The organism is Streptococcus sp. 4094 (assembly GCF_013277125.1).
GTDB lineage: Bacteria > Bacillota > Bacilli > Lactobacillales > Streptococcaceae > Streptococcus.
This window is the reverse complement of record NZ_VMMI01000005.1, coordinates 60389-82167: the sequence shown is the minus strand read 5'-3', so window position 1 is coordinate 82167 and position 21779 is coordinate 60389. Positions and strand designations below refer to the sequence as shown.

21 protein-coding genes, 1 tRNA gene and 1 riboswitch are annotated in these 21779 nt (G+C 40.4%); of the genes, 17 read left to right on the top strand and 5 right to left on the bottom strand.

The window, feature by feature from the left end:
* Window positions 1-97: 97 nt before the first annotated feature.
* The gene (locus tag HT721_RS01090) at window positions 98-3643 is read left to right on the top strand and encodes a pneumococcal-type histidine triad protein (RefSeq protein WP_173212359.1); all 3546 of its coding nucleotides are present in this window, start codon (window positions 98-100) and stop codon (window positions 3641-3643) included.
* A 35-nt stretch (window positions 3644-3678) separates the two neighbouring features.
* Here HT721_RS01090 and pepT read toward each other — a convergent pair whose 3' ends face one another.
* A complete protein-coding gene (gene pepT, locus HT721_RS01085) occupies window positions 3679-4902 on the bottom strand; it encodes a peptidase T (protein WP_173212361.1) in 1224 nt (407 codons plus the stop codon).
* A 146-nt stretch (window positions 4903-5048) separates the two neighbouring features.
* Here pepT and hemH point away from each other — a divergent pair, with 146 nt between their 5' ends.
* Window positions 5049-6143: a ferrochelatase gene (gene hemH, locus HT721_RS01080; RefSeq protein WP_173212363.1), complete on the top strand. Its 1095-nt coding sequence runs from the start codon at window positions 5049-5051 to the stop codon at window positions 6141-6143.
* A gap of 41 nt (window positions 6144-6184) precedes the next feature.
* Here hemH and mscL read toward each other — a convergent pair whose 3' ends face one another.
* Both mscL and HT721_RS01070 read right to left on the bottom strand, forming a co-directional pair.
* Entirely contained in the window at window positions 6185-6562 is a 378-nt protein-coding gene (gene mscL / locus HT721_RS01075) for a large conductance mechanosensitive channel protein MscL (protein WP_000916792.1), read from the bottom strand.
* An 81-nt stretch (window positions 6563-6643) separates the two neighbouring features.
* A complete protein-coding gene (locus HT721_RS01070) occupies window positions 6644-7075 on the bottom strand; it encodes a GtrA family protein (protein ID WP_173212365.1) in 432 nt (143 codons plus the stop codon).
* Window positions 7076-7103: 28 nt separating this feature from the next.
* Window positions 7104-7200: riboswitch (PreQ1 riboswitch) on the top strand.
* Here HT721_RS01070 and HT721_RS01065 point away from each other — a divergent pair.
* The 4 genes from HT721_RS01065 to dapA all read left to right on the top strand — a co-directional run bounded on the left by HT721_RS01065 (window position 7198) and on the right by dapA (window position 10334).
* Entirely contained in the window at window positions 7198-7707 is a 510-nt protein-coding gene (locus HT721_RS01065) for a QueT transporter family protein (protein WP_000737071.1), read from the top strand. Its footprint overlaps the riboswitch before it by 3 nt.
* A 99-nt stretch (window positions 7708-7806) precedes the next feature.
* Window positions 7807-7879: transfer RNA gene (locus tag HT721_RS01060), tRNA-Thr, on the top strand.
* 387 nt (window positions 7880-8266) lie between these two features.
* On the top strand, window positions 8267-9343 hold the full coding sequence (locus HT721_RS01055; RefSeq protein WP_173212366.1) for an aspartate-semialdehyde dehydrogenase: 1077 nt from the start codon (window positions 8267-8269) through the stop codon (window positions 9341-9343).
* A gap of 55 nt (window positions 9344-9398) precedes the next feature.
* Window positions 9399-10334, top strand: a complete 936-nt coding sequence (gene dapA, locus HT721_RS01050; protein ID WP_000121608.1) for a 4-hydroxy-tetrahydrodipicolinate synthase — start codon at window positions 9399-9401, stop codon at window positions 10332-10334.
* A gap of 45 nt (window positions 10335-10379) precedes the next feature.
* On the opposite strand, the gene mnmE is transcribed toward dapA, so the two are convergent.
* Both mnmE and HT721_RS01040 read right to left on the bottom strand, forming a co-directional pair.
* Window positions 10380-11753 (bottom strand): tRNA uridine-5-carboxymethylaminomethyl(34) synthesis GTPase MnmE, encoded by a 1374-nt coding sequence (gene mnmE, locus HT721_RS01045; RefSeq protein ID WP_119919540.1) that lies wholly within the window; start codon window positions 11751-11753, stop codon window positions 10380-10382.
* A gap of 137 nt (window positions 11754-11890) precedes the next feature.
* Window positions 11891-12073, bottom strand: a complete 183-nt coding sequence (locus tag HT721_RS01040) for a 4-oxalocrotonate tautomerase (RefSeq protein WP_001117401.1) — start codon at window positions 12071-12073, stop codon at window positions 11891-11893.
* A gap of 123 nt (window positions 12074-12196) precedes the next feature.
* Here HT721_RS01040 and HT721_RS01035 point away from each other — a divergent pair, with 123 nt between their 5' ends.
* The 11 genes from HT721_RS01035 to rlmD all read left to right on the top strand — a co-directional run bounded on the left by HT721_RS01035 (window position 12197) and on the right by rlmD (window position 21600).
* A complete protein-coding gene (locus HT721_RS01035; protein WP_084863496.1) occupies window positions 12197-12796 on the top strand; it encodes a thymidine kinase in 600 nt (199 codons plus the stop codon).
* Window positions 12786-13265 carry a GNAT family N-acetyltransferase gene (locus HT721_RS01030; protein ID WP_119919539.1) on the top strand — a complete coding sequence of 160 codons (480 nt, stop codon included), beginning with the start codon at window positions 12786-12788 and terminating at the stop codon, window positions 13263-13265. Before HT721_RS01035 ends, HT721_RS01030 begins: the two co-directional genes overlap by 11 nt.
* Window positions 13266-13274: 9 nt before the next feature.
* Complete coding sequence (prfA, locus tag HT721_RS01025) at window positions 13275-14354, top strand: peptide chain release factor 1 (protein ID WP_049478744.1); 1080 nt, start codon at window positions 13275-13277, stop codon at window positions 14352-14354.
* Window positions 14354-15190 carry a peptide chain release factor N(5)-glutamine methyltransferase gene (gene prmC / locus HT721_RS01020; RefSeq protein WP_173212368.1) on the top strand — a complete coding sequence of 279 codons (837 nt, stop codon included), beginning with the start codon at window positions 14354-14356 and terminating at the stop codon, window positions 15188-15190. The genes prfA and prmC overlap by 1 nt, the downstream gene beginning before the upstream one ends.
* The gene (locus tag HT721_RS01015) at window positions 15174-15776 is read left to right on the top strand and encodes an L-threonylcarbamoyladenylate synthase (protein WP_173212370.1); all 603 of its coding nucleotides are present in this window, start codon (window positions 15174-15176) and stop codon (window positions 15774-15776) included. The genes prmC and HT721_RS01015 overlap by 17 nt, the downstream gene beginning before the upstream one ends.
* A gap of 1 nt (window position 15777) precedes the next feature.
* Window positions 15778-16209: a GNAT family N-acetyltransferase gene (locus tag HT721_RS01010; protein ID WP_119919536.1), complete on the top strand. Its 432-nt coding sequence runs from the start codon at window positions 15778-15780 to the stop codon at window positions 16207-16209.
* 60 nt (window positions 16210-16269) lie between these two features.
* Window positions 16270-17526, top strand: coding sequence for a serine hydroxymethyltransferase (glyA, locus tag HT721_RS01005; RefSeq protein ID WP_119919535.1), 1257 nt, complete (start codon window positions 16270-16272; stop codon window positions 17524-17526).
* 7 nt (window positions 17527-17533) lie between these two features.
* Entirely contained in the window at window positions 17534-18508 is a 975-nt protein-coding gene (locus tag HT721_RS01000; protein ID WP_049495770.1) for a nucleoid-associated protein, read from the top strand.
* A complete protein-coding gene (gene pmp23 / locus HT721_RS00995) occupies window positions 18508-19122 on the top strand; it encodes a cell wall hydrolase Pmp23 (protein ID WP_173212372.1) in 615 nt (204 codons plus the stop codon). Before HT721_RS01000 ends, pmp23 begins: the two co-directional genes overlap by 1 nt.
* Window positions 19123-19193: 71 nt before the next feature.
* Window positions 19194-20168 carry a DUF1002 domain-containing protein gene (locus HT721_RS00990; RefSeq protein WP_173212374.1) on the top strand — a complete coding sequence of 325 codons (975 nt, stop codon included), beginning with the start codon at window positions 19194-19196 and terminating at the stop codon, window positions 20166-20168.
* A gap of 73 nt (window positions 20169-20241) precedes the next feature.
* Window positions 20242-21600, top strand: coding sequence for a 23S rRNA (uracil(1939)-C(5))-methyltransferase RlmD (gene rlmD, locus HT721_RS00985; protein ID WP_173212376.1), 1359 nt, complete (start codon window positions 20242-20244; stop codon window positions 21598-21600).
* Window positions 21601-21779: the final 179 nt, after the last annotated feature.

Sequence of the window (21779 nt, the reverse complement as noted above, 5' to 3'; positions counted from 1 at the left end):
GGTTAATTAAATGGTTAAATAACCAGTTTAGAAAAAATGTTTAACCGAGAAAAAGAAGTTAAGAAAAAGCTTCATCATTTATTGAAATGAGGGATTTATGAAATTCAGTAAAAAGTATATAGCAGCTGGATCAGCTGTTATCGTATCCTTGAGTCTTTGCGCCTATGCACTGAACCAGCATCGTTCGCAGGAAAATAAGGACAATAATCGTGTTTCTTATGTGGATGGCAGCCAGTCAAGTCAGAAAAGTGAAAACTTGACACCAGATCAGGTTAGCCAGAAAGAAGGAATTCAGGCTGAGCAAATTGTCATCAAAATTACAGATCAAGGCTATGTAACATCACACGGTGATCACTATCATTACTATAATGGGAAAGTTCCTTATGATGCCCTCTTTAGTGAAGAACTCTTGATGAAGGATCCAAACTACCAACTTAAGGATGGAGATATTGTCAATGAAGTCAAGGGGGGGTATATCATCAAGGTAGATGGAAAATATTATGTCTACCTAAAAGATGCAGCTCATGCAGAAAATGTACGAACAAAAGATGAAATCAATCGCCAAAAACAAGAACATGGTAAAGATAATGAGAAGGTCAACTCTAATGTTGCTGTAGCAAGATCTCAGGGGCGCTATACGACAGATGATGGTTATGTCTTTAATCCAGCTGATATTATCGAAGATACTGGTGATGCTTATATCGTTCCTCACGGAGGTCACTATCACTACATTCCAAAAAGTGATTTGTCTGCTAGTGAATTAGCAGCAGCAAAAGCTCATCTAGATGGGAAAAATACGCAACCGAGTCAGCTAAGCTATTCTTCAACAGCTAGTGACAATAACACGCAATCTGTAGCACAAGGCTCAACTAGCAAGTCAGAAAGCAAAGTTGAAAATCTCCAGAGTCTTTTGAAGGAACTCTATGATTCGCCTAGTGACCAACGTTACAGTGAATCAGATGGTTTGGTCTTTGACCCTGCTAAGATTATCAGTCGCACGGCAAATGGAGTTGCGATTCCGCATGGCGACCATTATCACTTTATTCCTTACAGCAAGCTTTCTGCCTTAGAAGAAAAGATTGCTAGAATGGTGCCTATCGGTGGAACTGATTCTACGGTCTCTACAAATGAAAAACCTCATGAAGTAGCGTCTAGTCTAGGAAGTCTTTCAAGTAGTCCATCTACTTTGAATAGTGCCTCATTACTTACAAATAAGCCTATCTCTTCAACATCTGATGGCTATATTTTTAATCCAAAAGATATTGTTGAGGAAACAGCAACAGCTTATATCGTAAGACATGGTGATCATTTCCATTACATTCCTAAGTTGAATCAAATTGGACAACCGACTCTTCCAAGTAATAGTCTAACAACACCTTTGCCATCTCTTCCAGTTAATCCTGGTGTTTCACATGAGGAACATGAAGAAGATGGACACGGCTTTGATGCTAATCGTATTATTGCGGAAGATGCGGCAGGCTTTGTCATGACTCATGGTAACCACAATCATTATTTCTTCAAGAAGGACTTGTCAGCAGAGCAAATTAAGGCAGCGCAGGATCATTTGAGAGGTAAAACGCCAGTAACACCAAGCCCAGCCCATGATGACGATCACGATGGTGATGAGCATGACCACCATCATGGGGAAGACCATGATCACGGTTTTGATGCCGATCGTGTCATCAGTGAGGATGATCAAGGCTTTGTCATGAGTCACGGAGACCACAATCATTACTTCTTCAAGAAGGATTTGACAGCTGATCAAATTAAGGAAGCTCAGGATCATTTGAAAGCACATCATGATGCAGAGCCTGTTCAACCTCTTGCTAAAACAGTAGAGTCTTTCTCAAGAGATGCTAGTGATGAAGAAAAGATTGCTTATATTTCTAAGACCTATGGTGTTCCACTTGAAGCTATTAGAATTTCAAACGGATTCTTTGTCTTTGGAAATCCAGACCAGGCCTACGATCCAACTCATATCCACCCATATGCTGTTCGTAAGGAACATGTTCGTTTGCCACTGCAAACTGGGAATCCAGAACTTGATTTCCTAAATGAACTTTACACGACCGCATTGCGTGATGGTGTATCACCTTATAGTTTACAGGTAGAAAATGGTAGTTTTGTAATTCCTCATGGCGACCACAATCACTACATCAAGGTGCAAACTAAGGGATATGAAGTAGCTTTGAAAAACAAGATTCCAGCCCTACAATCCAACTACCAACCTGGAGCTTTTGATGAGAAGGCAGTCTTGGAAAAAGTAGATCAACTTCTAGCTGACAGCAGAAGTATCTACAAAGACAAGCCTATCGAACAAAGACAGATTGAGTTAGCCTTAGGTCAGTTTACTGAAAATATGAAGAAACTAGCAACTAACTCTACAGCAGGTTATCTTGCGACACTAGATCTCTTTGATAAGCAATATATCCATATTGATGAAAGTGTCAAACCTGTTGAAACAAGTGCTTTAGATAAGAAATATCAGGCCTTGATTGATAAAATCAATACCTTGGATACAGACTCTTATGGACTTCCAAAGAAAGACCTTCTCGTTCGACTCCAAGAAGCTAAACTGGCTAAAGATGAGGCTGGTTTAGCAGCAGTTGAATCACAACTTCAAGCTCTTCAAGACTTTAATGATCGTACTGGTGACACAACAGTGGAATACATCAAGTACTTCTATGAGCATGTAAACGATGGCCGTTTAAGTGATGAGCTTCGTAATAAAGTAGCTAATTTGACTTTTACTTTATATCAATCCCAATCCTTCCGTAAGGCTGTGGACTTGAATAAACTGTTCCCAAGCATTTATCAAACAAAACAAGAAGTAGAAGAGGCTTTAAAAAATCAGCCAACTTCTGCAAAAGTAAATGAAACAGTTTTAGATAAAGAAACAGTTGATAGCCAATCTGCTAAGCAAGCGATTTATGAATTTTTGAAAGATCTTTATCCTGATCTTAAAAAAGAAGAACATGTCAATCATGTTAGCAAGGAAGAAGTAGAAAGTCTTTTGAGCAAGGCAAATCAACTCTTGGAACAACTCCAAGAAGAAGGAATCAGACAATCCTTGGCAGAAGAAGTAGAAAATCTCAAAGCTGCCACAAACAAGGCTGATGCAGACTTGGATGAAGTAAATAGCCAGGTAAAAGATGTCTTGACTCGTATCGCTAGCGCCCTTCAACAAGAGAAGGAAAATGCTGAACAAGATCCTCAGACACTTGTACTCTATCAAAAACTCTACGATATTCTCATATCGCTTCACTCTTATTTAGAAAGTAATAATGGTTCTGATGATGACTTTGATAAAGTGGATGCATTACTAGATCAACTTTCTGCTAAGAGTAAAGACAAAGCAGCTTTACTTGAATTGACAAAAGCTATTCTAGTTTTGAATCACCAAATCCAGTCAAAAGCTAGCGCAAGTGAAGAAACAAGTCCAGCAAGAAATGCCGAGGCAAATGGTGATAATACCAGTGCTGAGAACCAACCAAACGCAACTGCAGAATCTAACAGTGAAACTGCTAGCGACGAAAACAAACCAACCAATACAAGAGATTCTAAACCTGTTGAATCAACTTCAAAAAATGAAACAACAGAATCTTCTACAGCTACTGGAAATCAAGAAAAACCAGCAGAATAAAAAGAAAGGCGAAGTAGCTGAGCTACCTCGTCTTTTTAGTCTTTATAAGCTACGATGCCAATAATTGTATCAACTGCACGTTCCATAGTCTGAAGGCTGACGTATTCAAAACGACCGTGCATGTTCTCGCCACCAGCAAAGATATTGGGAGTTGGGATTCCCATAAAGGAAATCTTAGAGCCGTCTGTCCCTCCACGGATTGGTTCGATAATAGGAGTGATACCTAGATCTTCCATAACGGCTTTGGCAATGGTAATTGGAGTCATATCTTTCTCAATGACTTCTTTCATATTGTAGTACTGGTCTGTCAAGTTGAGGGTGATACGGTCGCTACCAAGTTCTTGATTCATCTTATCAGCGATAGACTGCATAGTTGTTTTACGAGCTTCAAAGGCATCTTTTTCAAAATCGCGAATGATGTAGCTTGCACGCGCTTCCTCGACACTACCTGTCACATCCATAAGATGATAGAAACCTTGGTAACCCTCTGTCAGTTCAGGACGGTCAGTTTCAGGGAGTTGATTATGGAAATCAATTGCTAATTGCAGAGCATTTACCATCTGTCCCTTTGCAGTACCAGGGTGGACATTGCGTCCTTGGAAATGCAATTCAGCCCCAGCTGCTGAGAAGGTCTCGTACTGAAGCTCACCTAATGGACCACCATCAACTGTGTAGGCAAAGTCCACATCAAAATCATCTGCATCAAATTGATTAGCACCAACACCGATTTCCTCATCTGGACCAAAACCAACACGAATCTCACAGTGTTTGATTTCAGGGTGGGCAGTCAGATATTCAATAGCAGTCATAATTTCAGCAATTCCTGACTTGTCATCAGCACCTAGCAAGCTTGTTCCGTCGGTTGTGATGAGCGTTTGTCCTGGATATTTCTCAAGACTCTTAAAGTCGGCTGGATCGAGTTTGAAACCAGAATTTCCAAGTTCAATCACACTACCATCGTAGTTTTCAATTACCTGTGGATTGACTCCTTCGGCATTAAAATCAGCAGTATCCATATGGGAGATGAAGCCAATTTTTCGTGTTAGAGCTGGATCATTGGCTGGCAAGGTCCCAATTGCAAAACCATTTGGAAGGTAGTAGACGTTTTGAAGTCCAACACGTTTCATTTCAGGAATAAGAACATTTGTAGCAAAATCTACCTGACTCTGCGTACTTGGAGTAGTAGTAGAGTGTTCATCAGAGCGCGTGTTGACCTTAACGTAGGTTAAGAAGCGGTCCAAGAGATTGGGGTAAGTCATAAAAAACTCCTTTTGAATTCATTTTTTCCATTGTATCATAGAAAGAAGAGAAAAACAAAAGATTGTGAATGTCGCTATATTAGCGTTTACTTATCAGTGGATTCATGATAAAATAAATTTGATAAAAATATCACAAGGAAGCAGTTATGAAAAAAGCAATTTTAATGATGACCTTCGGTTCACCGGAAGAGATTACCTTTGAAGGTGTAGCTGATTTTTTCACAAATATTCGTCGTGGAGTAAGACCTCAAGACCATGAGATTCAAACTCTCTATGATAATTATGTACGAATTGGAGGCACACCTCTACAAAGAATTACCCGTGAAGAGGTTGCCTTGGTAGAAGCTAGACTGGGAAATGAATATAGTGTCTATTTTGCCAATAAATTTTCCAAACCCTTTATCCCAGATGTGATTGGTCAGATGGAAGCAGACGGCATTGAACAGTGTATTTGCTTGATTTTGGAGCCTCATTATTCTTTTTACTCTGTCATGGGCTATGAGAAATTTTTAGAAAGCAAGCAAATTCAATTTTTGGTCATTAAGGACTGGTATCAGGAAGAAGAGCTCTTAAACTATTGGGCAGATGAAATTGCTAAGATTTTAAAAGAAGAAGTAAAGCAGGATAGCTTTAAAGTCATCTTTTCAGCCCACAGTGTGCCCATTTTTGCCTTGGATTTTGGTGATCCCTATATCGATCAAATTTTTGAAAATAGCAAGTTAGTCGCTGAAAAACTAGGTTTGAGTTCCGAACAATATACCAACACTTGGCAGAGTGAAAGTGATATCGGTATTCCATGGATTAAGCCAGATGTTTTGGAGTATCTCAGAGAACAGACAGAACATCCAGACCATTATATTTTTGTTCCTATCAGCTTCATTAGTGAGCATATTGAGGTCTTGTTTGATAATGATGTGGAATGTTATGAGTTATGTCAGGAATTGGGTGTCAACTACCATCGTCCACCAATGCCAAATACGGATTCTCGCTTAATTGCTGCCTTGATTAATACAGTCAGAGCCAATGAACATCAAGAGTTTAAGGAATTTCTTCCAGAAGAAGAAACCTTTGATGAGTTAGTTCCTTCAGATGAGACGAAAAACATTTTGGCTGAATCTCAAGATTTACAAATGCCTGAATTTGTGAAAAAACTAATTGAGAAAAAAGGTCGGGAGAATGTCAAGATGCCTTATCTTATCAAGAAGATGCTAGAAAAAGCAGGCAAGTTACCCAAAGAGTAAAGAAAAAAGGATTTAGCTTTGTGCTAGATCCTTTTAAACGATTATTTTTTCTCAAGAAGAGCTTTGATTTCTTGAAGGACTTCCAATTCGGTTGGTTTTTTTTCGTCAGTTTTTTCTTCCTTTATGCCAGTCAGTTTCTGTGCTTTTTCAATACCCTTGATAATAAAGAAGAGGGCGGTACCCACAAAGATAAAATTGATAATAGCACTTAAAAAGTTACCATAGCCGACTCCATGCCAAGAAAGTTGAGCGATACGTTCGACTTTAGCAGCTTTCAAAGCTGGATTTAAAATAAGAGGAGTGATAATGTCGTTTACAAGTGAAGTAACGATAGCACCAAAAGCAGAGGCAATGACAACACCGACAGCAAGGTCAATAACATTTCCTCGAAGCAAGAATGATTTTAGATTTTTTAACATACTGTTTTCCTTTCAACGTTTCGTGTTTCATTGTATCCTAAATCATTATAGAAGGCAATTAAAAGGCTCATAAATGGAACATTATTTTCTAAAAATATAGACCTTGCTCAAGATATAATTGATGATAATAATGAGTATTTGTGCAATTATTGTTTCAATAGCATTTATCTTATCAATGTTTTCATTTACGAATTGCCCTATGATATGAGGGAATTGAGTCACAAACAGAAAAGTAAAGAGCAAATCTAACAGAAAAGTAGAAAGGCGGGCAAGAAAAAATTTCACTAAACGGATAAGTCGACTCTTCCTTGCTTGCTTAAATACAATCGTATCATTTGTGATAAAGGCAAATAGGATACCAATAATATTTGCTAGGGCAGTAGCGAGGAGTTCTTTATGAGTTAGCTGATAAATGACTAGTCGTGAGAGAATTGAAACTAGAGTTGTTGCAAGGCCAAAAAAGAGATAGGCTAAGATTTCATTGTTAAAAAATTTTTGAATAGGTTTTTTCATGCTTTAAGTATAGCATAAAGCAGGCTATTGTGCTATACTAGTAGGGTTGAATAAAGCAACCCTTGGTGCTTAGCTTCTTTCACCAAGCATATTACACGCGGGCAACCGCCAAAGGAGAAAAGATGAAAAAATTAACTATTCGTGATGTTGCAGATATTGCAATCGTCGCTGCTATCTATGTCGTTTTGACTGTCACACCGCCTCTAAATGCCATTAGCTATGGTGCTTATCAGTTCCGTATTTCAGAAATGATGAACTTTATGGCTTTTTACAATCCTAAGTACATCATCGGAGTTACCATCGGTTGTATGATTGCTAATTTCTTTAGCTTCGGACTGCTAGATGTCTTTGTTGGTGGTGGATCAACCCTAGTATTCCTCAGTCTAGGTGTTTGGCTTTTTGCAAAATACAGCAAGGATTACCTCTTTAACGGATTGATTCGAAAAGATCATTTCTTCTTTTCAATCCTCTTTTCAATTTCCATGTTTACTATCGCTGCAGAGTTAAATATTGTAGCAGAATTACCATTCTTCCTTACTTGGTTTACAACAGGGATTGGTGAATTTGCCTCATTGATTATTGGAGCGATTATTATCGGTAAAATTGGTCGTCGAATTGATTTAAGCAAATAGAACAGGACAAGCTAGGTAGCCTTTACCTGGCTTTTTCTTATAGAAAATTTCTAAGGAAACTTGACAAGTTTTTCTGATTATAGTATACTTCTTAAGTAAGCTGATTTAGCTCAGTTGGCAGAGCGCATCCATGGTAAGGATGAGGTCGCCGGTTCAATCCCGGCAATTAGCATATAATAGACAAGAAAACCCTTATAAATAAAGGGTTTTTGTTATGTCTGTATCAAATGTTTCAAAGATATTTCTATTCATCTGTGTAAATGAAACTAAAGAGTTTCGTCTGTTGACAAAAGTGATTCTCTTTAGTAGAATAGAAGATGCGATGAGTCGATAGGTAGTCTTCGGACTACTATTGAGCATAAGGAGGTCATAACGCAGGAGCGGACCTTGATGAGTTGTGTGAACCTGCTCATCACATGAAGATGCCTCTTAGTCCCTAGTCTAGCGATTGGGGATTTTTATTTTCCGAAAAATGATGAAAAAGCTTTGCAATTCATGGAAAAAGTAGTATAATACTTCTATTATAGAAATTTTTAGAAAATTCCGAAAGAGGTTATGTATGGGATATACAGTTGCTGTAGTCGGCGCGACAGGTGCTGTCGGTGCTCAGATGATAAAAATGTTGGAAGAATCAACACTTCCAATCGATAAAATTCGTTTACTTGCTTCTGCACGTTCAGCAGGCAAGACTTTGAAATTTAAAGACCAAGACATTACGATTGAAGAAACGATTGAAACAGCTTTTGAAGGAGTTGACATTGCTCTCTTTTCAGCAGGCGGTTCTACATCAGCTAAGTATGCACCATACGCAGTTAAAGCTGGCGCGGTAGTAGTAGATAATACATCTTACTTCCGTCAAAATCCTGATGTACCATTGGTTGTCCCAGAGGTCAATGCTCATGCACTTGATGCCCACAACGGTATTATTGCCTGCCCTAACTGTTCAACAATCCAAATGATGGTAGCTCTTGAGCCAGTTCGTCAAAAATGGGGCTTGGATCGTATCATTGTTTCAACTTACCAAGCAGTTTCAGGTGCTGGTATGGGAGCAATTCTTGAAACACAACGTGAACTTCGTGAAGTCTTGAATGATGGTGTGAAACCACGTGATTTGCATGCGGAAATCTTACCTTCAGGCGGTGACAAGAAACATTATCCTATCGCCTTTAACGCTCTTCCACAAATCGATGTCTTCACTGACAATGATTACACATACGAAGAGATGAAGATGACCAAGGAAACTAAGAAAATCATGGAAGATGATAGCATTGCAGTATCTGCAACATGTGTGCGTATTCCAGTCTTGTCAGCTCACTCTGAGTCTGTTTACATCGAAACAAAAGAAGTGGCTCCAATCGAAGAAGTAAAAGCAGCTATCGCAGCTTTCCCAGGTGCTGTCCTTGAAGATGATGTCGCTCATCAAATTTATCCTCAAGCCATCAATGCAGTGGGTTCGCGTGATACCTTTGTTGGTCGTATCCGTAAAGACTTGGATGCTGAAAAAGGAATCCACATGTGGGTTGTTTCAGATAACCTTCTCAAAGGTGCTGCTTGGAACTCAGTTCAGATTGCAGAAACTCTTCACGAACGTGGATTGGTTCGTCCAACAGCTGAATTGAAATTTGAATTAAAATAGTTATATCGTTTAGGAGTTCAGATGAACTCCTTCTTTGAAATAGAGAGGTGTTTTCATGTCTTATCAAGATTTAAAAGAGTGTAAAATCATCACAGCTTTTATTACCCCCTTCCATGAGGATGGTTCTATCAACTTTGACGCTATTCCAGCCTTGATTGAGCATCTGTTAGCGCATCATACAGACGGAATTCTCCTCGCAGGGACCACTGCTGAGAGTCCAACTTTGACCCACGATGAGGAGTTGGAACTCTTTGCGGCTGTACAAAAGATTGTCAATGGACGCGTTCCTTTGATTGCGGGTGTAGGTACTAATGATACGCGTGACTCTATTGAGTTTGTCAAAGAAGTAGCAGAATTTGGCGGCTTTGCTGCTGGACTTGCTATTGTTCCTTACTACAACAAACCTTCGCAAGAAGGAATGTATCAGCATTTTAAAGCCATTGCAGATGCTTCTGACCTACCAATTATTATCTATAACATTCCTGGGCGTGTGGTTGTCGAATTGACTCCAGAAACCATGCTTCGCTTGGCTGACCATCCAAATATTATTGGTGTCAAAGAATGTACTAGTTTGGCTAATATGGCTTACTTGATTGAGCACAAACCAGAAGAGTTCTTGGTCTATACTGGTGAGGATGGAGATGCTTTCCATGCCATGAACCTTGGTGCTGATGGGGTTATTTCTGTTGCATCCCATACAAATGGAGATGAGATGCACGAGATGTTTACTGCCATTGCAGAAAGCGATATGAAGAAAGCGGCAGCTATTCAGCGTAAATTCATTCCTAAGGTTAATGCCCTCTTCTCTTATCCAAGTCCTGCTCCAGTTAAAGCTGTTCTGAACTATATGGGATTTGAAGCTGGACCAACACGCTTACCTCTAGTTCCAGCACCAGAAGAAGATGCCAAACGCATTATCAAAGTCGTCGTAGATGGCGACTACGAAGCGACCAAGGCAACTGTAACAGGTGTCTTAAGACCAGATTACTAATAAGACAATAAAATCCATGACCGCACGAACGATCATGGATTTTTCTTATTTTCCTAAACAGAATTGGCTAAAAAGTTGGGTAATGAGTTCATCTGGTGCAGCATCCCCAGTGATTTCTCCGAGGATTTCCCAAGTACGAGTCAAGTCAACTTGAAGCAAGTCAACTGGCATACCTAGTTCCAGCCCTTCATTAACAGCCTGTAGGCTTTCAACAGCCTTCTCAATCAAGGAAATATGACGGGCATTTGACAAGTAAGTGGCATCTTGCTCAACCAAACCAGCATTTTCAAAGAAGAGGTTGTTGATTCTCTCTTCAATCTTATCGATGTTTTGGTTTTTAAGGACTGAAATGCGGATGACGTCTTCAGGTAGTTCCGAAGTTTCAATCGCTTCAGGCAGGTCGGTTTTATTAAGAAGAATAATACGGTTTGTATCTTGGCTAATCTCAAGAAGTTGTCGGTCTTGGGCAGTTAAGGGCTCGCTAGAGTTTAGTACTAGCAGAACCAAGTCAGCTTCCTTAAGAGCTTTTTTCGAACGCTCAACACCGATTTGTTCAACGATATCATCCGTTTCACGGATACCAGCTGTATCAATCAATTTGAGAGGAACACCATTGATGTTGACGTATTCTTCGATGACATCACGGGTTGTACCAGCAATATCTGTAACGATAGCCTTGTCCTCACGCAAGAGGTTGTTGAGAAGGCTAGATTTCCCAACATTGGGACGGCCGATGATTGCTGTAGAAATTCCTTCCCGAAGGATTTTGCCACGACGGGCTGTCCTAAGGAGATTAGTTAGTAATTGTTCAAACTCCATAGTCTTCTCACGGACCACAGCAGTAGTGGCTTCCTCAACATCGTCGTACTCAGGATAATCAATATTCACCTCGACTTGGGCAAGTGTATTGAGGATTTCTTGACGGGTATTGTTAATCAGGTCAGAAAGGGAGCCGTCTAATTGTTTAACTGCAATGTTCATAGCCTTGTCTGTCTTAGCACGGATGATGTCCATAACGGCTTCAGCCTGAGTCAAGTCAACACGTCCATTTAGGAAGGCACGTTTGGTAAATTCACCAGGTTCTGCCAACCGAGCTCCTTCACGGATAGCTAGCTGGAGAATCTCATTGGTCACCGCAATCCCACCGTGGGTGTTAATCTCGATAATATCCTCACGAGTGAAGGTCTTTGGAGACTTCATGGCTCCAACCATAACCTCGTCCATGACCTTACCATTTTGAGGGTCAACAATGTGACCGTAGTTAAGGGTATGGCTAGCAACCTGACTCAAGTCTTTTCCTTTAAAAATCTTTTGCGCAATCGCAAAACTTTCTGTTCCGCTCAGGCGGACAATACCAATAGCCCCTTCACCTAGTGGAGTAGAGATAGCAGCGATGGTATCAAATTCACGTGTAATCATAATGTTTCCTTTAATTAATAGCTCTTTTCTTGGAAATTTTTCCAAGTATCCTTTCAAATTGTAACAAATTTAGGCTATTTCTTCAATGGATGCTACTTGGAGATTGAAAAAGCCTAAGCATTTCTGCTTAAGCTAGCTTATTTGGTACGCATTTCCCCTTGTGGAAAGTAAGTTCCTTCTGGCATGTCGTTGATGATGACATGAACAGCTGATTGAGGTGCTCCAGTGTTACGGACAACCGCTTCCGTTACTTCCTTAGCAAGAGCCTTCTTTTGCTCGAGCGTGCGTCCTTCAAATAAATCGATGCGTACAAATGGCATAATAGCTTCCTCCACTAGTTTTTGATTTCTTCTATTTTACCACATTTTGCCGTTTAAAGCTTAAGAAAATTATGATATACTAGAATGTAGCAAAAATTTAGAAATGGACGTGAAGCAAGAAACATGGCACAGTTGTATTATCGTTATGGGACCATGAACTCTGGTAAGACGATTGAGATTCTCAAGGTGGCCTATAACTATGAGGAGCAAGGAAAAGGTGTTGTGATTATGACCTCGGCTCTGGATACGCGTGACGGTGTTGGCTATGTGTCGAGTCGGATTGGTATGAAACGCCCTGCCATTGCGATTGAGGAAACGACGGATATCTTCGGCTATATCCGAGACCTACCAGAAAAACCTTACTGTGTTTTGGTCGATGAAGCCCAGTTTCTCAAGCGTCACCATGTTTACGATCTAGCTCGTGTTGTGGATGAGTTAGACATACCTGTCATGGCTTTTGGCTTGAAAAATGACTTTCGCAATGAACTGTTCGAAGGTTCCAAGTATCTCTTGCTTTTAGCAGATAAAATCGATGAGATTAAAACCATCTGTCAGTATTGTAAGAAAAAGGCGACTATGGTTTTGCGAACACAGGATGGACTGCCCGTTTATGATGGAGAACAGATCCAGATTGGTGGTAATGAAACCTATATCTCAGTTTGCCGTAAACATTATTTTGCGCCAATGATAACCTCTAACAAGGAGCAAAACTATGACAATTGAACTAAGAGATGTTACAATGGAAAATTATTTTGATGTTTTGAATTTGGATGTCAAGGAATATCAAAAACAATTCATTGCAACCAACGCAATTAGTTTAGCTGAAGCATACGTCTACACTAAAAATGGAGATTTTGTAGCTCCATTGGCAGTTTATGATAATGATGCAATTATAGGTTTTGTGATGATAGCTTATGATAAAAAGATCGGAATTAGTAGTGGAAATTATTTACTATTTCGGTTTATGATTGATAAGAATTTTCAAAATCAAGGATATTTTAAACCAATTATGGATAAAGTACTAGACTATGTTCGGACAGCGCCAGCAGGTTTAGGCAATAAACTTTGGTTGTCTTATGAACCAGAAAACGAACATGCAAGATCATGTTACCTCAGTTATGGATTTAAAGAAACTGGGGAAATATCCGAGAACGAAGTAGTAGCAATCTATGATTTGACAATTGAGAAATAAGGAGAAAAAATGAACATCTATGATCAACTACAAGCTGTAGAAGACCGTTATGAAGAATTAGGAGAATTGCTCAGTGACCCGGATGTGGTCTCTGACACCAAACGTTTTATGGAGCTTTCAAAAGAAGAAGCTTCAACTCGTGATACAGTAACAGCCTACCGTGAGTACAAACAAGTCCTTCAAAACATCGTTGACGCTGAAGAAATGATTAAGGAATCAGGTGGAGATGCGGACTTGGAAGAAATGGCCAAGCAAGAGCTCAAAGATGCCAAGGCTGAAAAAGAAGAATACGAAGAAAAACTCAAAATTTTACTCCTTCCAAAGGATCCAAACGATGACAAGAATATCATCCTAGAAATCCGTGGAGCAGCTGGAGGCGACGAAGCAGCACTTTTCGCTGGAGACCTTTTAACCATGTACCAAAAGTATGCGGAAGCACAAGGCTGGCGCTTTGAAGTCATGGAAGCCTCTATGAATGGTGTCGGTGGTTTCAAAGAAGTGGTTGCCATGGTTTCAGGTCAGTCTGTATACTCTAAGCTTAAGTACGAATCAGGTGCCCACCGTGTGCAACGGGTCCCTGTGACAGAAAGCCAAGGCCGTGTTCATACTTCGACAGCGACAGTTCTTATTATGCCAGAAGTTGAAGAGGTTGAATACGACATTGATCCAAAAGACCTTCGTGTTGACATCTATCACGCCTCTGGTGCTGGTGGACAGAACGTCAATAAGGTTGCGACTGCCGTTCGTATCGTTCACTTGCCAACCAATATCAAGGTTGAGATGCAGGAAGAACGTACCCAGCAGAAAAACCGTGAGAAAGCCATGAAAATCATTCGTGCGCGTGTTGCTGACCACTTTGCACAAATTGCACAAGATGAACAAGACGCTGAGCGTAAGTCAACAATCGGTACTGGTGACCGTTCAGAACGGATTCGTACTTATAACTTCCCACAAAACCGTGTCACAGACCACCGTATCGGCTTGACTCTCCAAAAACTAGATACTATTTTGTCTGGTAAATTGGATGAAGTTGTGGATGCCTTGGTTCTTTATGACCAAACACAAAAATTGGAAGAATTAAACAAATAATGAAATTAGCTCAATTATTTTCAGATTTTGAAGAAGAGTTGATAGGACAAGGAGAGGAAGCTGAAAGCCTCTCTTTTGTCTATCGTAGCCTGAAAAATCTCTCTTTTACGGACTTTGTTTTTGCCCTCCAGCAAGAGGTGACAAAAGAGGAAGAAGTATTTGTAAAAGGAATTTTCCAACAGTTAGCAGCTCATAAACCGGCTCAGTACATCATTGGACAGGCAGATTTTTATGGAATGCAGTTAAAAGTTGATGAGCGAGTATTGATCCCTCGTCCAGAAACAGAGGAGTTGGTGGAGCTTATCCTGGCTGAAAATCCTGAGACGAATCTTTCAGTTCTGGATATTGGAACAGGAAGTGGAGCTATTGCTCTCGCCTTAGCAAAAAATAGACCAGCTTGGTCAGTGACGGCAGTAGATATTTCCCAAGATGCCTTAGATTTAGCTAAGGAAAATGCTAAAAATCAAAATCTTCAAATATTTTTAAAAAAATCTGACTGTTTTACAGAAATTTCTGAAAAATATGATATAATTGTTTCCAATCCACCCTATATCTCTCGTGAAGATGAGTCAGAGGTCAGCTTGAATGTCTTGCATTCGGAGCCTCATCTAGCTCTCTTTGCAGACGAGGATGGCCTAGCTATTTACCGTAGAATTGCGGAAGATGCAAAAGACTATCTCAAAGATGGTGGTAAGATTTACCTTGAAATTGGATACAAGCAAGGTCAAAGTGTTCCTGAACTTTTTAGGAAACATCTTCCTGAAAAGCGAGTACGAATACTCAAGGACCAATTTGGTCAAGATAGGATGGTCGTGGTTGATGATGGACAGGATTAGACAAGAGTTGGAAAAGGGCGGAGCAGTCGTTCTGCCTACAGAGACGGTTTATGGTCTTTTTGCCAAGGCGCTAGACGAAAAAGCAGTTGACCATGTTTACCAGCTCAAACGTCGTCCTAGAGACAAAGCACTCAATCTCAATATCGCCTCTTTAGAGGTTATCTTGCACTTTTCAAAGAATCAGCCAGCTTATCTACAAAAACTTGTCGAGACCTTTTTACCAGGTCCCTTGACCATTATTCTCGAAGCCAATGACCGAGTTCCCTATTGGGTCAATTCTGGTCTTGAAACTGTTGGATTTCGGATGCCCAGTCACCCTATCACACTGGATTTAATTCGAGTGACAGGGCCCTTGATTGGGCCGTCTGCCAATATTTCAGGTCAGGCAAGTGGAGTGACCTTTAATCAAATTCTAGAGGATTTTGACCAAGAGGTTCTGGGTCTGGAAGACGATGCTTTTCTAACTGGACAGGATTCAACTATTTTGGATTTGTCGGGAGACAAGGTGAAAATCTTACGCCAAGGGGCCATTAAGCGAGACGATATTCTTGCTCAGTTGCCAGAGATTTCTTTCGAGGAGGCATGAAATGCTAAGAAATTTAAGAGAAACTGATGTGAAAGCAATATGTGAGATCAACCAAGATGCTTTGGGCTATTCTTTTAGTCCAGAGGAAACGGCTAGTCAACTAGCTAGACTATCTCAGGATCCCCATCATTTCTTACTTGCTTATGAGGATGAAGCTAGTCATGCCTTGCTTGGATATGTCCACGCTGAGGTCTATGAATCACTTTATTCCAAAGCAGGATTTAATATCTTAGCCTTAGCAGTTTCACCTCAAGCGCAAGGTCAAGGTATTGGTAAAAGTTTACTACAAGGGTTGGAACAAGAAGCCAAAAGACGTGGTTATGAGTTTATCCGCTTAAACTCTGCCGATCATCGTCTGGGAGCTCATGCATTTTATGAAAAAGTTGGTTATACTTGTGATAAAGTGCAGAAACGGTTTATTCGCATCTTTTAGTTTAATTTTCTAATAAAAAATTAAACTAATGGACCAGTCACACTATAAAGGAGAAGACCTATGATTTTTGATAAAGATGATTTTAAAGCATATGATGCTGATCTCTGGAATGCTATTGCCAAAGAAGAAGAACGCCAACAAAACAACATTGAGTTGATTGCTTCGGAAAACGTTGTTTCCAAGGCTGTTATGGCAGCTCAAGGGTCTATCTTGACGAATAAATACGCCGAAGGATACCCAGGACGCCGTTATTATGGTGGAACTGATGTAGTAGACGTAGTAGAGACTCTTGCTATTGAACGCGCAAAAGAAATTTTCGGCGCTAAATTCGCCAATGTTCAACCTCACTCAGGAAGTCAGGCCAACTGTGCGGCTTACATGGCTTTGATTGAGCCAGGTGATACCGTTATGGGGATGGATTTGGCAGCAGGTGGACACTTAACCCACGGAGCTCCTGTCAGCTTCTCTGGTCAAACCTACAACTTTGTTTCTTATAGTGTGGATCCTGAAACGGAATTCTTGGATTTTGATGCCATCTTAAAACAAGCCCAAGAAGTAAAACCAAAATTGATCGTAGCTGGTGCGTCAGCCTATTCTCAAATTATCGACTTTTCAAAATTCCGTGAAATTGCAGATGCCGTTGGGGCTAAACTTATGGTAGATATGGCTCATATCGCTGGTTTGGTTGCTGCTGGTCTACATCCAAGCCCAGTGCCATACGCTCATATCACGACAACCACAACCCACAAAACCCTTCGTGGCCCTCGTGGTGGTTTGATTTTGACCAATGATGAAGACTTAGCTAAGAAAATCAATTCAGCTATTTTCCCTGGTATTCAGGGTGGTCCTTTGGAGCATGTTGTGGCCGCTAAGGCTGTTTCCTTTAAAGAGATATTAGATCCGGCTTTCAAGGAATACGCTGCCAATGTCATCAAAAACAGCAAGGCTATGGTAGAAGTCTTCTTGCAAGATCCTGATTTCCGTATCATTTCTGGTGGGACTGAAAACCATCTCTTCCTAGTGGATGTGACTAAGGTTGTAGAAAACGGAAAAGTTGCTCAAAACTTGCTGGATGAAGTCAATATTACCCTAAATAAAAATTCAATTCCTTACGAAACCTTGTCACCATTCAAGACAAGTGGGATTCGTATCGGATCTGCAGCCATTACTGCGCGTGGATTTGGTGAAGAAGAAAGTCGCAAAGTGGCTGAGCTCATCATTAAAACTCTCAAGAATGCAGAAAATGAAGCTGTCTTAGAAGAAGTGAGAAGTTCAGTCAAAGAATTGACAGATGCCTTCCCACTATACGAGGACTAAAACTTTTATGGACATTTATATTAAGAAAGCCATTATTCACCAGTTCAGTCCGGATGATACCGAGCTGTTCCTAGCGGATAAGTTTCTCAATATTACTCCAAAAATCGAAGAATACCTGCGTAAAAAAATTGAACGTGTGTATTCAGATGAAGCTAAGACTGGGATTTTCGAGGAAGAAAATCCCTTCTTCAATCATATCACAGACGATTTGTTGGAGACATCAGTAACACTGGCTAATCTCTGGAAAGAAGAGTTCAGTATTTCTGAAAACCTCAAGACCAATGACTTGATTTTTGTGCAATTTTCTAAAGAAGGCGTGGAACATTTCGCTTTCTTGCGAATTGCTCTGCGGGAGACCTTGACCCACCTCGGAGGAGAAGTTGATAATCCAATCAAGCTGACTCAGAATAACTTGCCTGGATTTGGAACAGGGGCTGATGAGGCCTTGGTGGTTAATCTTCAGAGTCGCAAGTACCATCTGATTGAAAAACGAATCAAGTACAACGGGACTTTTTTGAACTATTTTTCAGATAATCTTCTTGCTGTCGCTCCTAAGATTTCTCCTAAGAAATCTATCAAAGAACTGGAAAAAACAGCCCAGCGCATTGCTGAGACTTTTAACACAGATGATTTTCAATTTCAATCTAAGGTCAAATCAGCGATTTTCAACAACCTAGAAGAAAGCAATGAGTTGTCACCTGAAAAATTGGCCAACGACCTTTTTGACAACAATCTGACGGCTCGTTTGAGCTTTATTGACCAAGTTAAAGAAGCTGTCCCAGAACCTGTTCAATTTGATGAAATTGATGCCAGTCGCCAATTAAAGAAATTTGAAAACCAAAAACTTTCCTTGTCAAATGGAATTGAACTCATCGTTCCCAATAACGTCTATCAAGACGCCGAGTCTGTTGAGTTTATCCAAAACGACAATGGAACCTACTCTATCTTAATCAAAAATATCGAGGATATTCAAAGTAAATAATGTTTAAACGAATTCTAAGAGTGCTTGTACTAGCAGTCTTCCTTTTTGCTGGCTATAAAGCTTACCGTGTTCACCAAGATGTCAAGCAAGTCATGACCTACCAACCCATGGTGCGAGAGATCTTGAGTGAAAAAGACACCCCAGCAAACGAAGAGCTTGTGCTCGCTATGATTTATACTGAAACAAAAGGAAAAGAAGGCGATGTTATGCAGTCTAGTGAGTCTGCAAGTGGTTCCACCAACACCATCAATGATAATTCCTCTAGCATTCGCCAAGGCGTTCAAACTCTGACAGACAATCTCTATCTGGCCCAGAAGAAGGGGGTTGATGTCTGGACGGCTGTTCAAGCCTATAATTTTGGACCTGCCTATATCGATTTTATCGCCCAAAACGGCAAGGAAAACACCTTGGCTCTGGCCAAACAGTACTCTCGTGAGACTGTTGCTCCCTTGCTTGGCAATACCACTGGAAAGACTTATAGTTATATTCACCCCATTTCCATTTTTCATGGAGCCGAACTCTATGTAAATGGAGGGAACTATTATTATTCTAGACAGGTGCAACTCAACCTTTACATCATCAAATGTTTCACTCTCTTTTCGACATCTGGCTAGTCCAGGTGTTTTTTATAAGTTTTCTTTAAGATAGATATATTACTCTAGAAAGGTAAAGGAGGAAATTCCCAATGAGAAAGAAACTCTTTCTGACTAGTGCTGCGGTCTTGTGGGCAGTAACAGCTATGAATAGCGTCCATGCAGCAACAGATGTTCAAAAAGTTATCGATGAAACCTACGTCCAACCTGAATATGTCCTAGGTTCTTCATTGTCTGAAGATCAAAAAAATCAAACTCTAAAAAAACTAGGCTACAATGCCTCAACAGATACTAAAGAACTCAAGACTATGACGCCTGATGTCTATTCTAAAATCATGAATGTGGCAAATGACTCTAGCTTACAACTGTATTCATCAGCCAAGATTCAAAAACTGGGTGACAAGTCGCCTTTAGAGGTCAAGATTGAAACACCAGAAAATATCACTAAGGTGACTCAGGATATGTACCGAAACGCAGCAGTAACGCTGGGTATGGAACATGCCAAAATCACTGTAGCAGCACCCATTCCAGTTACAGGAGAAAGTGCTTTAGCAGGGATTTATTATTCGCTGGAAGCTAATGGAGCCAAGGTACCACAAGCGAATAAAGACTTGGCTCAAGAAGAGCTAAAGGCTTTGTCCGATATCAATGCTGAAAACAAGGACAAAACTGGCTATGATGCTAATAAATTAAACGTTGCCCTAGCCGATATCAAGTCAGCACTCGCCAAAGCTAAAGAAAGCAAGGGAAATCTGACAGAGGAAGATGTCCGTAAAATTGTTGAAGATACCTTGAAAAATTACAAACTTGATCAGGTGATAACAGGAAACCAAATCAATATTATCATCAATTTTGCTTTGAATCTTTCAAAGAGTGATATCCTCAGCAATGCAGACTTCACTAAAACCTTGAATGACCTTAAACAAAGTATTGTTTCACAAGCTGGCGACAGTTTTAAAAATATCAACCTTAACTTTGATGCGGATAAGGCGCTAGAGGACGGCGGGAACTTTTTAAGCTCCCTCTGGCAAGCCATTGTCAACTTCTTCAAGAGTTTTGGTTCTTAAGAAATTTCATGGTATAATAGATGGTAACCGCAACGTTGCCGTCTTTTTTGTCGGCCAATAGAAAGAGAAGAGAATGTTAAAGAAAAATGATATTGTAGAAGTTGAAATTGTTGATTTGACCCATGAAGGTTCAGGCGTGGCAAAGGTGGATGGTTTGGTATTTTTTGTAGAGAATGCTTTACCAACTGAAAATATCCTTATGCGAGTTCTCAAGGTCAATAAAAAGATTGGTTTTGGTAAAGTTGAAGAATACCTTGTCCAATCACCACACCGTAATCAAGATCTAGATTTGGCTTACCTGCGTTCAGGAATTGCTGATTTAGGACACCTTTCCTATCCAGAACAGCTCAAGTTTAAAACCAAACAAGTCAAAGACAGTCTATATAAGATTGCTGGAATTGCAGATGTAGAGGTTGCTGAAACACTCGGCATGGAAAATCCAGTCAAGTACCGCAACAAGGCACAGGTCCCTGTTCGTAGAGTAAATGGTGCCTTAGAAACAGGATTTTTCCGTAAGAATTCGCACGACCTCATGCCTCTGGAAGATTTCTTTATCCAAGATCCTGTGATTGACGAGGTAGTAGTAGCCCTACGCGACTTGCTCCGCCGTTATGATTTGAAACCTTATGATGAAAAGGAACAAGCTGGCTTGATTCGGAACCTTGTGGTGCGTCGCGGACACTATTCTGGCCAAATCATGGTTATTTTGGTAACAACTCGTCCCAAAGTTTTTCGTGTTGACCAATTGATTGAACAATTAACCAAGCAGTTCCCAGAGATTGTGTCGGTTATGCAAAATATCAATGATCAGAACACCAATGCGATTTTTGGCAAGGAATGGCGCACCCTTTATGGTCAAGACTATATTACTGACCAAATGTTGGGAAATGACTACCAAATCTCTGGACCCGCTTTTTACCAAGTCAATACTGAAATGGCTGAAAAACTTTATCAAACAGCCATTGACTTTGCAGCATTAAAATCAGATGATGTGGTCATTGATGCCTATTCTGGTATCGGGACGATTGGCCTCTCTGTTGCGAAACATGTCAAGGAAGTCTATGGTGTTGAGGTAATTCCAGAAGCGGTTGAGAATAGCAAAAAGAATGCTCAACTGAACAATATCTCAAACGCCCACTATGTTTGTGACACAGCTGAAAATGCTATGAAAAATTGGCTCAAAGATGGGATTCAACCAAGTCTTATCCTAGTGGACCCACCAAGAAAAGGACTCACAGAAAGCTTTATCAAGGCAAGTAGCCAAACAGGAGCAGACCGCATCGCCTATATCTCATGCAATGTCGCAACCATGGCGCGTGATATCAAACTTTACCAAGAATTGGGATATGAGTTGAAAAAAGTCCAGCCGGTGGATCTTTTTCCTCAAACGCACCATGTTGAGTGTGTAAGCTTGTTGGAGAAACGCAGTTAATCCTCAAAAGGTTCCCCGAACCTTTTGAGTCCCACAAACGCATCATGTTGATGTGGTATCACTGCTTGTACGAGCTGAGTCATCAGTGAAGTAGAAGTAGATGCTCCGCCCATGGGATAGGACTCGTAGAATAAGGAGGGAAACCGACGAAATGATACGGTAAGTCTGAATTACTAAGG